This is a genomic window from Burkholderia cepacia ATCC 25416, from assembly GCF_001411495.1.
In the GTDB taxonomy this organism is placed as follows: Bacteria; Pseudomonadota; Gammaproteobacteria; order Burkholderiales; family Burkholderiaceae; genus Burkholderia; species Burkholderia cepacia.
Map to the genome: position 1 here is coordinate 2,986,733 of NZ_CP012982.1, position 15,215 is coordinate 3,001,947.

11 protein-coding genes are annotated in these 15,215 nt (G+C 69.7%); 6 read left to right on the top strand and 5 right to left on the bottom strand.

The features are described from left to right. Window positions 1-98 precede the first annotated feature (98 nt). From APZ15_RS30555 to cobA, 3 genes are all read right to left on the bottom strand, one after another. The gene (locus tag APZ15_RS30555) at window positions 99-1,151 is read right to left on the bottom strand and encodes a CmpA/NrtA family ABC transporter substrate-binding protein (RefSeq protein WP_027791815.1); all 1,053 of its coding nucleotides are present in this window, start codon (window positions 1,149-1,151) and stop codon (window positions 99-101) included. Between the two features lie 5 nt (window positions 1,152-1,156). After that, window positions 1,157-1,753 carry an ANTAR domain-containing response regulator gene (locus APZ15_RS30560; protein WP_027791814.1) on the bottom strand — a complete coding sequence of 199 codons (597 nt, stop codon included), beginning with the start codon at window positions 1,751-1,753 and terminating at the stop codon, window positions 1,157-1,159. A gap of 162 nt (window positions 1,754-1,915) precedes the next feature. Next, window positions 1,916-2,695, bottom strand: coding sequence for a uroporphyrinogen-III C-methyltransferase (cobA, locus tag APZ15_RS30565; RefSeq protein WP_027791813.1), 780 nt, complete (start codon window positions 2,693-2,695; stop codon window positions 1,916-1,918). Window positions 2,696-3,423: 728 nt separating this feature from the next. Here cobA and APZ15_RS30570 point away from each other — a divergent pair. Genes APZ15_RS30570 through APZ15_RS30585 form a run of 4 tightly spaced genes read left to right on the top strand, consistent with a single transcriptional unit; the run spans window position 3,424 to window position 11,952 of the window. After that, on the top strand, window positions 3,424-4,749 hold the full coding sequence (locus tag APZ15_RS30570; protein WP_027791812.1) for an MFS transporter: 1,326 nt from the start codon (window positions 3,424-3,426) through the stop codon (window positions 4,747-4,749). A gap of 21 nt (window positions 4,750-4,770) precedes the next feature. Next, window positions 4,771-7,362: a nitrite reductase large subunit NirB gene (gene nirB, locus APZ15_RS30575; RefSeq protein ID WP_027791811.1), complete on the top strand. Its 2,592-nt coding sequence runs from the start codon at window positions 4,771-4,773 to the stop codon at window positions 7,360-7,362. 38 nt (window positions 7,363-7,400) lie between these two features. After that, on the top strand, window positions 7,401-7,748 hold the full coding sequence (gene nirD, locus APZ15_RS30580; protein ID WP_027791810.1) for a nitrite reductase small subunit NirD: 348 nt from the start codon (window positions 7,401-7,403) through the stop codon (window positions 7,746-7,748). A gap of 16 nt (window positions 7,749-7,764) precedes the next feature. Beyond that, entirely contained in the window at window positions 7,765-11,952 is a 4,188-nt protein-coding gene (locus APZ15_RS30585; protein ID WP_027791809.1) for a bifunctional nitrate reductase/sulfite reductase flavoprotein subunit alpha, read from the top strand. Window positions 11,953-12,137: 185 nt separating this feature from the next. On the opposite strand, the gene APZ15_RS30590 is transcribed toward APZ15_RS30585, so the two are convergent. Then, window positions 12,138-12,914: an SDR family oxidoreductase gene (locus APZ15_RS30590; protein ID WP_027791808.1), complete on the bottom strand. Its 777-nt coding sequence runs from the start codon at window positions 12,912-12,914 to the stop codon at window positions 12,138-12,140. Between the two features lie 4 nt (window positions 12,915-12,918). After that, entirely contained in the window at window positions 12,919-13,356 is a 438-nt protein-coding gene (locus APZ15_RS30595) for a GlcG/HbpS family heme-binding protein (RefSeq protein WP_027791807.1), read from the bottom strand. Window positions 13,357-13,452: 96 nt separating this feature from the next. On the opposite strand from APZ15_RS30595, the gene APZ15_RS30600 reads away from it, so the two are divergent. Both APZ15_RS30600 and APZ15_RS30605 read left to right on the top strand, forming a co-directional pair. Next, on the top strand, window positions 13,453-14,367 hold the full coding sequence (locus tag APZ15_RS30600) for a LysR family transcriptional regulator (RefSeq protein WP_027791806.1): 915 nt from the start codon (window positions 13,453-13,455) through the stop codon (window positions 14,365-14,367). A 79-nt stretch (window positions 14,368-14,446) separates the two neighbouring features. Continuing rightward, the gene (locus APZ15_RS30605) at window positions 14,447-14,881 is read left to right on the top strand and encodes a hypothetical protein (RefSeq protein ID WP_027791805.1); all 435 of its coding nucleotides are present in this window, start codon (window positions 14,447-14,449) and stop codon (window positions 14,879-14,881) included. Window positions 14,882-15,215 lie beyond the last annotated feature (334 nt).

Sequence of the window (15,215 nt, forward strand, 5' to 3'; positions counted from 1 at the left end):
GGTCGTGCGGCGCCCCGGGGGCCGCATGCCGGGCGCCGACAGGCGGCCCGGGCAGGCGTGGCGCGGGAGCGCGCGCCGCCTGCATCACGCGGCGCGCCTCACGCCCGCGACGGGCCCGGTGCGCCGCTTTCGGCGACGGCAGCATCATACAACGCGGTTTGCGCGATCGCGCGGGCGATCGCCGCGTCGTCGTGCGAACCGTCGAGCATGCCCCAGCGCCGGTATTGGGACAGGAACCACTCGCCTTCGCGCGGATCGGGGCGGTTCACGGCGCCGCCGTCGTGAAAGCGGATCGGCAGCGGCGGCACGGCGAACGGCCCCGATCCGTAGTCGCCGAGCAGGCGCGGCGCGATCAGCCGGGCCGGGACGCCGAGCGCGTCGGGCGACGCGAGCCAGCCGGCCGCCTCGCGACGGTGCGTGGCGCTGTCGAGCCACGCGCAGGCATCGACGAGCGTGCGGATCAGCGCGCGCGCGGTGGCCGGATACAGCGCGACGAAATCGCGCCGGGCCGCGAGCACCTTCTCCGGATGATCGGGCCAGATCTCGCTCGTGACGGCGACGGTCCGCCCCGCGTCGCAGGCCTCGGCCACGGCATGCCACGGTTCGCCGGCGCAGAAGCCGTCGAGTTCGCCGCCGGCGAGCGCGGCCACCATCTCGGGCGGCGGGATCACGACGCTGCGCACGTCGCGCAGCGGATCGACACCGTGCGACGCGAGCCAGTGGTTCAGCCACATCGCGTGCGTGCCGGTCGGGAACGTCTGCGCGAGGAGCGGCTTGCGGCCGAGCGTCGCGAACGCGTCGCGCACGCTGCCGCTGTTGCGGTACGCGTCGGCGAGGCCGCGCGACAACGAGATCGCCTGGCCGTTGCGGTTCAGCACCATCAGCGCGGCCATGTCGGTCTGCGGGCCGCCGATCCCGAGCTGCAGCCCGCAGACCAGCCCGTACAACGCGTGCGCGGCGTCGAGCTCGCCGCTCAGCAGCTTGTCGCGGACGGCGGCCCACGACGGCTGGCGGCTGAGTTCGAGCGTGAGGCCGTGCCGCGCACCGAGGTTCAGGTGCTGTGCGACGATCAGCGGGGCCGCGTCGCTCAGCGCGACGAACCCGAGGCGAAGATGCGCGCGTTCCGGCGCGACGGGAGAGGTGGTATCCATGGCGCTCATGACTGGGGTGACGCGTCGAGCAATTGCCGCGCGACGTCGACGATGCGCAGGCCCTGATCCATCGCGCGCTTGCGCAGGGCAGCATACGCGTCGTTTTCGGACAGCCTGCGCTGGTCCATCAGCATCCGCTTCGCGCGGTCGATCAGCTTGCGTTCGGCGAGTTCGCGCTCGACATCGGCGAGCCGGCGGCGCAGCGCGTCGTCGTGCGAAAAGCGTGCGAGCGCGACTTCGAGAATCGGTGCAAGGCGTTCGGCCGACAGCCCTTCGACGAGATACGCGCTGACGCCCGCGCCGACCGCCGCGCGGATCAGCGACTGGTTGGCGTCGTGGCTGAACATCAGCACGGGGCGCGGCGCGGTCGCATGCATGACCGCGAGCTGCTCGAGCGTGTCGCGCGACGGCGAATCGGTATCGATGATCACGACGTCGGGATGCTGCTCCTCGACGGCGGCCGGCAGGCGCGCGGGCGTCGCGACGTCGTTCAGCATGTCGTAGCCGAGCTGCGCGAGCGCGTCGCCGAGCTCGCCGATCGGCTTGTCGGTATCGGTGACGAGCAGCACGCGCAGGCGGGGGGAGGAAGCGGGCGCACTCATGATGCGAACGGCGGCGTCGAAATCGTGGCGCGATGCGCGGATCGGAGGCGGCCCCGCGCGCACGTCGTGCCGGTGCCGCGCGCGGCGACCCGGCAGCCGGTGCGAACGGCGCCGCTGTTTTCATGACAGGTGGGCGGCCGGTGCCGCGTGGTGTCGCGCATGCTACGCGGCCCGGGAGAAGGCCGTGTCGATCGCGGCCCCCGCTGCGCCCGCGTCCGGCACCTCCGCCACGGCCGTTTCGCCGACCGCGCCGCCGACGAGGATCACGGCCGGACTGCCGAGCCGTGCTGCGTCGATGCCGCGCGCGAGATCGCCGAGCGTGCCGGTCCAGCGGCGTTCGTCGGGCGTGCCGGCCCATTGAACGGCCGCGGCCGGCGTCGATGCCGGCAGCACGGCGAGCAGGCCGGCGGCGATGCTGTCGACGCGGCTCATGCCCATGTAGATCGCGAGCGTGGTGCCGGTCGCGGCGAGACGCGCCCAGTCGGGTTCGCCGTGGTCCTGACGATGGGCGGTGACGAACGTGACGCCGTGGCAATGCGCGCGGTGCGTGAGCGAGATGCCGAGGCTCGCGGCGGCGGCGAACCCCGACGAGATGCCGTTGACGATCTCGACCGGAATCGCGGCGGCGCGCAGCGTCGCGAGTTCTTCGCCAGCGCGCCCGAACAGCAGCGCCTCGCCGCCTTTCACGCGCACCACGTGCGCGCCGCGCAGTGCGTAACGGCGCATCAGCTTCTCGATGAATGCCTGCGGCGTGGAGCGGCAACCGCCGCGCTTGCCGACACGGATGACGCGCGCCTGCGGCGCGAGTTCGACGATGCCGGGCGCGACGAGATCGTCGAGCAGCAGCACGTCGGCAGCGGCCAGCGCTTTCACGGCCTTGAGCGTGAGGAGATCGGGATCGCCGGGGCCGGCGCCCAGCAGGGTGACTTTGCCTGTCGTCATGTCGTGTTCCAGTGCCGCCTGCATGCGGCGGCCGATAGCGCGTTGTTGCGCGGCGGCGGCGGGCGGTCGACGTATCGGCATCCGGCCGTGCCGCGCACGGGGGGACGCCGTTGTCCTGGGCGGCCCGCCTGCACGACGGGCCCGGTTTTGAGGGGACTGCCCACCGGCGCCGTTGCCGGTGTCATGCAGCGGGTTCAGCAATATCCGGGCCAACCGGCATCGCCCGTCGCGCCCGCGCGGCGGGAACGGCGCGCACCGCGCCACGCGATGGCCACGTGCGGGCGAAATGCGGGCCGAGTATGGGCCGAATACGGGCCAATTGCGGGCCAAGTACGGCCCCCGTGCCCGTCGGCCGCCGCCGCGCGCCGGCACCCGCAATGCCGCATCGGCGTGCATCGTGCCCTGCCCGCGCGCACCGCGATGTCGCACGGCGACAGTGCTGCATCGCACCACATCTGTGCCTCGCTGCATCACCGCGCATCGTGCGCCGGCTGTCGCCGCGCGCCGCACGACGCCGGACCAGCCTTGCGCGGCGGGGCTGCGGGCCCGATTCGCGGCGACATGGCACGGCGTTTGCGTAAGCCGGTTCGGGCGAATCAATGGCGATTCGTCCGGCAGTACCGATTACAGACGCGCCCGGCAACGGGCTTCATGGGCAACGGCGTCCTACGCATCGGGTCTCGACGAGACCGGGTGCGCAGGACGCCGTTTTTCGTTTGGCGGATGACATGACCGACAAAGCTACCCGTATCGATCTCTTCAGCCTCCGCACCGCGCCGATGCGCGCGTTCCACCTGACGTGGATGGCGTTTTTCGTGTGCTTCTTCGCGTGGTTCGCGTGCGCGCCGCTGATGCCGCTGATCGCACGCGAATTCCACCTGAGCGCGGCGCAGGTCGCCAACATCAACATCGCGGCCGTGGCCGCGACGATCGCCGTGCGGCTGCTGGTCGGCCCGCTGTGCGACCGCTTCGGCCCGCGCCGCGTGTACGTGGGCCTGCTGCTGCTCGGCGCGATCCCCGTGTTCGCGGTGTCGTTCACGCACGACTACCTGTCGTTCCTGATCTGCCGGCTCGGCATCGGCGCGATCGGCGCGGGCTTCGTGATCACGCAGTACCACACGTCGGTGATGTTCGCGCCGAACGTCGTCGGCACCGCGAACGCGACGACGGCCGGCTGGGGCAATGCCGGCGCGGGCGCGACGCAGGCGCTGATGCCGCTGCTCGTCGCCGCCGGCCTGATGCTCGGCTTCGGCGAGGATTCGTCGTGGCGTATCGCGCTGGTCGTGCCGGGCGTCGCGATGCTCGCGATGGCCTGGGCGTACTGGCGCTTCACGCAGGATTGCCCGCAAGGCGACTTCGTCGCGCTGCGCAAGGAAGGCGTGACGGTCGACAGCGGCAAGAAGGGCGGCTGGGCGAGCTTCTTCGCGGCCTGCGGCAACTATCGCGTGTGGATGCTGTTCATCACGTACGGCGCGTGCTTCGGCGTCGAGGTGTTCATCCACAACATCGCCGCGCTGTACTACGTCGATCACTTCAGCCTGTCGCTGAAGGACGCCGGTTTCGCGGTCGGCATGTTCGGGCTGCTCGCCCTGTTCGCCCGTGCGCTCGGCGGCTGGCTGTCCGACAAGGTCGCCGCGCGCCGCAGCCTCGACGTGCGCGCGATGCTGCTGTGCGCGCTGATCGTCGGCGAAGGGCTCGGGCTGATCTGGTTTTCGCATGCGCAAAGCGTCGGCATCGCACTCGTCGCGATGCTCGCGTTCGGCCTCTTCACGCACATGGCGTGCGGCGCGACCTACGCGCTGGTGCCCTTCATCGACCGCAAGGCACTCGGCGGCGTCGCGGGGATCGTCGGCGCGGGCGGCAACGTCGGCGCGGTCGCCGCGAGCTTCCTGCTCAAAGGCGTCGGCGACGTGCAGCACACGCTCGGCCTGCTCGGCCTTGCCGTCACCGCGACCGCGCTGTGCGCGATGGCCGTGCGCTTCAGCGAAGAACACAAGGCGCGCGAAGCCGAGCTGCGCGACCGCGCGCTGGCTGCCGGCAGCGTCGCGAACTGATCGACCGAGGGAAACGTCATCATGAAACTCATCGTCATCGGCCACGGGATGGTCGGCCACAAGCTCCTCGAATGCGTCGCGGCGGAAGCGGGCGCGTCGGCGGCGCTGCAGGTCACCGTGCTCGGCGAGGAGCCGCGCCCGGCCTACGACCGCGTGCACCTGTCCGAATTCTTCGCGGGCAAGTCGGCGGACGACCTGTCGCTCGTCGAACCCGGCTTCTTCGAGCGTCATCCGCAGTTCGACCTGCGCCTGAACGCGCGCGTCGCGTCGATCGACCGCGCCGCGCATACGGTCACGCTCGCGTCCGGGGAAACGCTCGCGTACGACAAGCTGGTGCTGGCGACGGGTTCGCGCCCGTTCGTGCCGCCGATGCCGGGGCACGATCGCGCGGGCTGCTTCGTGTACCGGACGATCGAGGATCTCGAGGCGATGCAGGCGTGCGGCACGCACGCGAAGCGCGGCGTCGTGATCGGCGGCGGGCTGCTCGGCCTCGAATGCGCGAAGGCGCTGCGCGACATGGGGCTCGACACGCACGTCGTCGAATTCGCGCCGCGGCTGATGGCCGTGCAGGTCGACGACGGCGGCGGCCGGATGCTGCGCGCGAAGATCGAGGCGCTCGGCGTGACCGTGCATACGGGCAAGAACACGCTCGAGATCGTCGACGGCGAAGAGGGCACGCACCGGATGGCGTTCGCCGACGGCTCCCATCTCGATGCCGACATGATCGTGTTTTCGGCCGGCATTCGCGCACGCGACGAGCTGGCGCGTGCGTGCGGCCTGGAAATCGGCCCGCGCGGCGGCGTCGCGATCGATGACGCGTGCCGCACGAGCGACGCCGACATCTACGCGATCGGCGAATGCGCGGCCTGGAACGGCATGGTGTACGGCCTCGTCGCCCCCGGCTACGACATGGCGCGCGTGGTCGCGAAGCAGCTGGGCGGCGACACGAACGACGCACCTGCGTTCGCGGGCGCCGACATGAGCACGAAGCTGAAGCTGATGGGCGTCGACGTCGCGAGCATCGGCGACGCGCACGGCACGACGGCCGGCAGCCGCACCTACCAGTACGCGGACGAGCGTCGCCAGGTCTACAAGAAGCTCGTCGTGTCCGACTGCGGCAAGTTCCTGCACGGCGCGGTGATGGTCGGCGACGCGGCCGAATACGGCACGCTGCTGCAGATGATGCTGAACCGCATCGAGCTGCCCGAGTCGCCGGAATTCCTGATCCTGCCGTCGTCGGACGGCGTCGCGAAGCCGGCGCTCGGCGTCGACGCGCTGCCTGACGGCGCCCAGATCTGCTCATGCAACAACGTGTCGAAGTCGCAGATCTGCACGGCGGTCGCCGACGGCGCGACGAGCCTCGGCGCGCTGAAGTCGTGCACGGGCGCCGGCACGTCGTGCGGCGGCTGCGTGCCGCTCGTCACGCAGATCATGAAGGCCGAGATGAAGAAGCAGGGCCTCGCGGTCAACAACCATATCTGCGAGCACTTCCCGTATTCGCGCCAGGAGCTGTTCCACCTGATTCGCGTGGAGCGCATCACGACCTTCGACGCGCTGCTCGCGAAGCACGGCCATGGCCTCGGCTGCGACGTGTGCAAGCCGGCGGTGGCGGGCATCCTCGCGTCGTGCTTCAACGAATTCGTGCTGAAGAAGGAACACGCGGGGCTGCAGGATTCGAACGACTACTACCTCGCGAACATCCAGCGCGACGGCACGTATTCGGTCGTGCCGCGCATGCCGGGCGGCGAGGTCACGCCGGAAGGGCTGATCGCGGTCGGCCAGGTCGCGAAGAAGTACGGGCTCTACACGAAGATCACCGGCGGCCAGCGCGTCGACCTGTTCGGTGCGCGCGTCGAGCAGCTGCCGTCGATCTGGGAGGAACTGATCGCGGCCGGTTTCGAATCGGGCCACGCATACGGCAAGGCGCTGCGCACCGTGAAGTCGTGTGTCGGCTCGACGTGGTGCCGTTACGGCGTCGACGATTCGGTCGGCCTCGCGATCGACCTCGAGAATCGCTACAAGGGGCTGCGCGCGCCGCACAAGATCAAGTTCGGCGTGTCCGGCTGCACGCGCGAGTGCGCGGAAGCGCAGGGCAAGGACGTCGGCATCATCGCGACCGAGAAGGGCTGGAACCTGTATGTATGCGGCAACGGCGGGATGAAGCCGCGCCACGCGGAACTGCTCGCGTCCGACCTCGACCGCGCGACGCTGGTTCGCTACATCGACCGTTTGCTGATGTTCTACGTGCGCACGGCCGACCGGCTGCAGCGCACGAGCGTATGGCGCGACAACCTCGAAGGCGGCCTCGACTACCTGATCGACGTCGTCGTGCACGACCGGCTCGGGATCGGCGCCGAACTCGAAGCCGACATGCAGCATGTGGTCGACACCTACGAGTGCGAGTGGAAGCGGGCCGTCACCGATCCCGACACGCGCAGGCGCTTCCGTCACTTCGTGAACAGCGATGCGCCGGACACGACCATCGAATTCGTCGAGACGCGCGGCCAGATCCGGCCCGCGACGCCCGGCGAACGGGCGGGCGGCAAGCCCGTTTCGATTCCCGTCGTCGCCGAAGGCGTGACGCAGGCCGCAACCGAACCCGCCACCGTTTGACCCTGACCGACACCCGTGTCTTTTCCAAGGAGCCCATCATGAACGATCGTCTGCCGCCGTCCTGGACCCGCGTGTGCGCGCTCGACGACATCGTGCCGAACACCGGCGTGTGCGCGCTCATCAACGGCGAGCAGGTCGCGGTCTTTCACGTCGCGCATGCCGAGGAAGGCGGCGTGTTCGCGATCGGCAACGTCGATCCCGTGTCGCAGGCGGCCGTGATGTCGCGCGGGCTGATCGGCAGCCTCGGCGAGCGCATCGTCGTCGCGTCGCCGCTGTACAAGCAGCATTTCGACCTGCGCACCGGCGAATGCCTGGAGGCACCCGAGCAGTCGGTGAGCACGTATCCGTCGCGGGTCGAGGACGGCTTCGTGTGGATCGCGGCCTGACCGCCCCGGAGCGCGCATGACCGCCACCCCCGTCAAGAGCGTGTGCCCATACTGCGGCGTCGGTTGCGGGATGGTGCTGCATGTCGAGGAAGGCGAAGTCGTCAAGGTGTCCGGCGACGCCGACCATCCGGCCAACTTCGGGCGGCTGTGTACGAAGGGCTCGTCGGCGCACGTCGCGCTGCGCCGCTCGGGGCGGCTGGACCGCGCGTTCGTGCGCCGCGCGCGCGAGGACGACCTCGTGCCGCTGCCGGCGCGCGACGCGATCGCCGACACCGCGCGCCGCCTGCGCGCGGTGCTCGATGCGCACGGGCCGGACGCGCTGTCGTTCTACGTGTCGGGGCAGATGTCGATCGAGGCGCAATACCTCGTCAACAAGCTCGCGAAGGGTTTCGTCGGCACCCACAACATCGAGTCGAACTCGCGCCTCTGCATGGCGAGCGCGAGCACCGGCTACAAGCAGTCGCTCGGCGCGGACGGCCCGCCCGGGTCGTACCAGGACTTCGATCGCGCGAACCTGTTCTTCGTGATCGGCGCGAACATGGCCGACTGCCATCCGATCCTGTTCCTGCGGATGATGGACCGCGTGAAGGCCGGCGCGAAGCTGATCGTCGTCGATCCGCGCCGCACCGGCACCGCCGACAAGGCCGACCTGTTCCTGCAGATCCGGCCGGGCACCGATCTCGCGCTGACCAACGGGCTGCTGCACCTGCTGCATGCGAACGGCCGCACCGACGGCGCGTTCATCGACGCGTACACCGAAGGCTGGGACGCGATGCCCGCGTTCCTCGCCGACTACACGCCCGGGCGCGTGGCGGAAATCACGGGGCTCGCGGAAGCCGACCTGCGCACTGCTGCGCAATGGATCGGCGACGCGCAGGAATGGATGAGCTGCTGGACGATGGGGCTCAACCAGAGCACGCACGGTGTGTGGAACACCAACGCGATCTGCAACCTGCATCTCGCGACGGGCAGGATCTGCCGCGCCGGCAGCGGGCCGTTCTCGCTGACGGGCCAGCCGAACGCGATGGGCGGGCGCGAGATGGGCTACATGGGCCCCGGCCTGCCGGGCCAGCGCTCGGTGGCGTCCGACGACGATCGCCGTTTCGTCGAGCAGCTGTGGCGCGTGCCGGCCGGCACGCTGCGCAAGGAAACCGGCAACGGCACCGTCGACCTGTTCGAACGGATGGCGGCCGGCGACATCAAGGCATGCTGGATCATCTGCACGAACCCGGTCGCGACCGTGCCGAACCGGCAGAACGTGATCGCCGGATTGCAGGCCGCGGAACTCGTGATCGCGCAGGACGCGTTCCTCGATACCGAAACCAACCGCTACGCGGACATCCTGCTGCCCGGTGCACTGTGGGCCGAGGGCGACGGCGTGATGATCAACTCCGAGCGCAACATGACGCTGATGCGCGCGGCGGTCGCGCCGCCGGGCGACGCGCTGCCCGACTGGCGCATCGTCGCGGAAGTCGCGCGTGCGATGGGGTTCGGCGATGCGTTCGACTATGCGTCGGCGGCCGACGTGTTCGACGAGATCGTCCGCTTCTCGAATCCGGCGACGGGCTACGACCTGCGCGGCGCGAGCCATGCGGCGCTGCGCGACGGGCCCGTGCAGTGGCCGGTCGCGCCGGGCACCGCGCGCGAGCGGCACCCGATCCGCTACCTGAACGACGGCGTGAGCCAGCCGCTGCGCCCGGCCGCCGACGGCGACGACGCGCCGCGCATCGCGTTCCCGACGCCGTCGGGCAAGGCGCGCTTCTTCGCCCGGCCGCACGTCGATCCGGCCGAATTGCCCGACGACACGTACCCGATCGTGCTGAACACGGGGCGGCTGCAGCATCAGTGGCACACGATGACGAAGACGGGCAAGGTCGCGATGCTGAACAAGCTGAACCCGCGCCCGTTCGTCGAGCTGCATCCGGACGACGCGAGCGCGCTCGGCATCGCCGCGAAGGACAGCGTCGAGATCCGCTCGGCGCGCGGCCGCGCGGTGCTGCCGGCCGTCGTGACCGAGCGCGTGCGGCGCGGCGACTGCTTCGCGCCGATGCACTGGAACGACGTGTACGGCGACGACCTGTGCATCAACGCGGTGACGAACGACGCGATCGATCCCGAATCGCAGCAACCCGAACTGAAATACTGCGCGGTCGCGCTGCGGCGCGTCGAGACCGCTGCGATCGCGTCCGCCGACGACCAGACGGCGCAACCCGATGCCCGCGCCGGCGACGCACGGCCCGCGCCGGCGACGGTGCAGGCGACTGCTTCACAGGAATCCGACATGGCAGACATCGACACTTTCGCGGCCGCGCTCGGCGTTGCCGACTTCGCGCCGCCGCCGTTGACGGACACCGAACGGCTGTATGTGGCCGGGTTCGTCAGCGGGCTGAAGGCAAGCGCCGGCCGGCGCGAGGGCGGCGTGCCGGTGCTGCCGGCCGGCGCGCCGCTCACGCCGCCGGTGCGGTTCTGGCTCGACGGGATGCTCGCGGGGTTGTTCAGCCGCTCGCTGCCGGCGAGCTTGCCGGGCGCCGCGGCCTCTGCGCTGCCGGCCGATGCCGCCGCGTCGGGCGGCGTGCGGATCGTGCGCGCGCGGCCGAAGGTCGTGCTGCTGTGGGCGTCGCAGACCGGCAACATCGAATCGTTGACCGAGGATTACGCGACGCAGCTGATGAACGCGGGCTTCGAGATCCGCACCGCGTGCATGTCCGACTATCCGGTGGCGTCGCTCGCCGGTGCGCAATACGTGCTGCTGATGACGAGCACGTTCGGCGACGGCGACGCGCCCGACAACGGCAGCGAATTCTGGGAAGCGCTGCAGGCCGGCAGCGCCGCGCGCCTCGACGGCGTGCACTTCGCGGTGCTCGCGTTCGGCGACCGCAACTACGACCAGTTCTGCGGCCATGGCCGCCGGCTCGACGCGCGGCTCGCGGAACTCGGCGCGGCACACCTGTGCGCGCGCGTCGATTGCGACGTCGAATTCCAGCGCGACGCCGACCAGTGGCTCGAACGCGTCGTCGCGCGGATCAAGGAGGCCGATGCCGCGCTGCACGCGGTGCCGTCCGGCGGCCTGGGCCCGTCGGGGCTGCTGCCGACGAAGGCGCATCCGGCGCCGTCGAAGCTCGTCGCGAACCTGCGGCTCAACCGTCCGGGCGCGGCGAAGGACACGCGCTACGTGTCGCTGTCGACCGAAGGCGCGAACCTCGAATACGAAACCGGCGACGCGCTCGGCGTGTGGCCGACCAACTGCCCGGAACTGGTGGACGAGCTGCTGTCCGTCACCGCGCTGAAGGCCGATGCACCCGTGTCGGTGGCGGGTGTCGGCGACGTGCGCCTCGGCGACGCACTCGCGCGTCATTTCGACATCACGCGCCCGCATCCGGACACGCTCGCGTTCATCGCGTCGCGCAGCGCGAACGGCGCGCTGAAGTCGCTGCTCGGCGACGACCGCAAGGGCGACCTGAAGCAATGGTTGTGGGGGCAACAACTCGCGGACGTGCTGCACGAGTTTCCGGTCGAGCTGTCGGGCAACGAACTCGTCGGGATGCTGAAGCGCATGCAGCCGCGTCTTTATTCGATCGCGTCGAGCCCGAGCGCGCACCCGGGCGAGATCCACCTGACCGTGTCGGCCGTGCGCTATCACAACGGCCGGCGCGCGCGCAAAGGTGTCGCGTCGACGTTCCTCGCCGATCGCGCGGACGACGGCCGCGTGCCCGTGTTCGTGCAGAAATCCGCGCATTTCCGGCCGCCGGTGAACGGCGACGTGCCGATCGTGATGGTCGGCCCGGGCACCGGCGTCGCGCCGTTCCGCGGTTTCCTGCACGAACGGCAGGCGCGCGGCGCGCGCGGGCGCAACTGGCTGTTCTTCGGCGAACAGCATGCGCGGACGGACTTCTACTACGGCGACGAGCTGGGCGCGATGCGCGACAGCGGTTTTCTGACGCGGCTCGATCTCGCGTTCTCGCGCGACCAGGCCGACAAGATCTACGTGCAGGACCGGATGCGCGAGCAGGGCGCCGAGCTGTTCGCGTGGCTGGAGGAGGGCGCGCACTTCTACGTGTGCGGCGACGCCGCGCGGATGGCGAAGGACGTCGATGCCGCGCTGAGGGCCGTCGTCGCCGAGCACGGCGGCATGTCGGACGAAGCCGCGAACGACTACGTCGCGCGGCTCGCGAAGGCGCGCCGCTACATGCGGGACGTGTACTGACCGCGAGCGGTGTGGCGCGACGCGGCCCGCCGGTTTGCGGGCCCGGCGCCGGGCGACGCGTCGGCCTGCGACGAGCCGCGCCGGGCCGTCCGTCGGGAAGGCCGTCGACGGCGAACGTCGCACGCGACAGGCCGGGCGGCGGGCACGGCGTTCCTGCATGAACCGCCGGCCGCCGCCGGTTTGCGTTACTGCTGACGCTCCCACGCGCGCGCCTGTTCGGCACGGACGAACGTTTCCGACGACCGCGGCAGCAGGTTGCGGAACGCGCCGCCGTCGCCGTCGATCACGTCGACCATCTTCGCGATCATCTCTTCCGGATCGTGCTGTTCGAGCGGGAACGTCAGCCGCTCGGGCGTCACCGTGTGGACGGCCGGATCGTGCCAGCGCCGCGTCGTTTCCATCATCCGGTCGTTGAAACCCGTGCTGTACGGGCCGGGGTTCACGACCGCGACACGGATTCCGTGCGGCGCCAGCTCCGCGTGCATCGCCTCCGCGATCGATTCGACCGCGTGCTTCGACGCGCAATAGGCGCCCGTGAACGGCCCGGTGATCAGGCCCGCGATCGACGACACGAACACGATCTTGCCGTGCCGGCGCGCGAGCATCCCGCGCGCGACGTGCTGCGTGAGTTCGAGCGGCCCGAACACGTTGACGTCGAACAGGTCGCGGACGATCCCGACCGGCAGGTCGACGAGCGCGCCGGCTTCGCCGACGCCCGCGTTGTTCACGAGCACGTCGACGTCCAGCTCGGCCGCGCGGGCGCGATCGTCGGCCGACGTGACATCGAGCTTGATGGCGCGCAGCGTGGTGCCGCGTTGCGCGGCGGCGTCCGTCAGTGCGTCGATCTCGACGGCGACGCGCACGCCGGCCGTCACGTCGTGGCCGCGTTCGGCGAGCCGCAGCGCCACTTCACGGCCGAAGCCGGTGCCTGCGCCGGTAATGAGGATGCGTTTCCGTGCCATGTGCTTACCTTGTGGTGGGAAGGGTTGCCTGAAAGCGGTCGCGGCCGTGCCGGGCGATCGCGGTGTCTTCGTCGACGCTGCCGCCCGATACGCCGATGGCGCCGACGCAGCGTCCGCTGCCGTCGACGAGCGGTTCGCCGCCGCCGAACGTGACGAGCCCGCCGTGGCTGTGCTCGATCCCGCGCAGCAGCCCGTCGCCCGACATCGCACCGAGCGCGCCGGTCGATATGCGGAAGCGGACCGCCGTCAGCGCCTTGCGCTGCGCGAGATCGATCGCGCCGAGGAAACAGTCGTCGGTGCGCTCGAACGCGAGCAGGTTCGCGCCGGCATCGACGATTGCGATGGCGACGCCGGCGACCTGCAGCGACGCGGCATGCGCGAGTGCTGCGTCGATCGTACGGCGGGCGGCTGCGAGCGGCAGCGCGGCGGTGAGCGGGTCCATGCGAGGCTCCGGTGGGACGACAGGCCCCAGTGTAGGCAGGTGCGGTATATGGGAGAATCCGCATTCCGCTCGAAAGAGTTTCAAGTTTTTCTAATGATGAGCCGACGCGATCCGATGGCCGGGCTGCACGTGTTCATGACGGTCGCGACGGCCGGCAACTTCACGCGGGCGGCCGCCGCGCTCGGCCTGACGCCGGCTGCCGTCAGCCTCGCGATCGGGCAGCTCGAGGGCGAGCTGAACGTGAAGCTGTTCAATCGCAGCACGCGCGGCGTGAGCCTGACGGAAGCCGGGCAGCACTACTGGCGGCAGACGGAGCCTGCGTACCGGCAGGTCGTGCACGCGCGCGACGCGCTGAGGGATACGCGCAGCGAGCCGAGCGGCGTGTTGCGCGTCACCGCGCTGCCGCTGGCGCGCACGCTCGTGATCGCGCCGGTGCTGGCCGTATTCCGCGAGCGTTATCCGAAAGTGCGGCTCGAGATCCGCTACGAGAACGAACTCGTCGACATCGCGAAGGACGGGTTCGATGCGGGGATTCGCCTCGCCGACCGGCTGCAGCCGGGGACGATCGGCGTGCGGATCGCGCCGGCGCTTTCGTGCGCGCTGGTCGCGTCGCCCGGTTATCTGGCGCGGTACGGCACGCCGGCGTCGATTGCGGCGCTCGAACGTCACGCATGTATCCGCTTCCGGTTTTCGGAGAGCGGGCGGCTGCACAAATGGCTGCTGCACGACGGGCGCCGCGATGTCGATCTCGATCCGGAAGGCGTATTCGTGACGAACGATGCCGATGCGGTGATCGACGCGGCGCGTGCCGGTGTCGGGATCGCGTTTGCGTTCATGCGCGAGCGCATCGAACAGGACTTGCGCGACGGCACGCTCGTCGAGGTGTTGCCGGGCGCGTGCCGGACGCTGCCGCCGATGTGGCTGTATTACGTGAATCGCAAGCACGTGCCGGCGAAGCTGCGCGCATTCATCGACGTGCTGCGGGAGCGCGACGGCGCACGCGCGGCGTAAGCGTTGCGCCGGCTGCCTGCGGCGATTTGCCCGGCAGCGCATGATGGCGGCTCCAGCCACGAAACGATGGAGTCGCGTCATGACGGTATCTCTTCATTTTCCGGTTCGTACTTTGGCCGTTGCCGCGGCGCTGGTGGCGGCCGTGACCTGCAGCGCGCCGGCCATCGGCCAGACATCGACCGTACCCGCTGGTTCGGCTGCGGCGACGCCCGACAATGCGGTGCTGCTCACCGTCTTCCTGAAACACGATCAGTCGCGCCCGCTCGCCGAGCTGAACGCGCAATTGGCGAAGCAGGGGTTCTACAAGGCGTTTCCGCCGCCGGGCGTCGAAGTGGTGAGCTGGACCGTGACGATGGGGATCGGGCAGATCGTCGTGTTGCGGTTGCCGGCATCGCGGGTGCGCGAGGTCAATCGGGTGCTCGAAGACACGGCGTGGGGTGCGTATCGGACGGAGTTCTATCCGACTTACGACTACAAGGCGATCGGGTTGGGGGAGCATGAGCGGGCGAAGTGAGGTTGAATATTCAAAACAGTCGCGTCAATGGAAATGCGCTGTTCTCGGTTACTGGAATGAGTCGTCATTTTTAAGATAATGCAGAGCTGGAGTTCTTTGCGGCGGAGAGGGTGGTTGTTTATTCCTCGAAAAAATACGAAGGCACACTCGGTATCCTGATAAAGCGGTTAAACGAAACATATTTTGACTATTTCCTGTGTGACAGACCAGGGGCCGACGTTGGTGCGATTCGTACCTGACGTGAAAACGGTCGGGAAGCAATGCCAAGGAATTTTCGTCGATTCTGCGCTGGAGGAAGGGAATTAGCCGAAGATAAAAAATGCAATCAGACAAG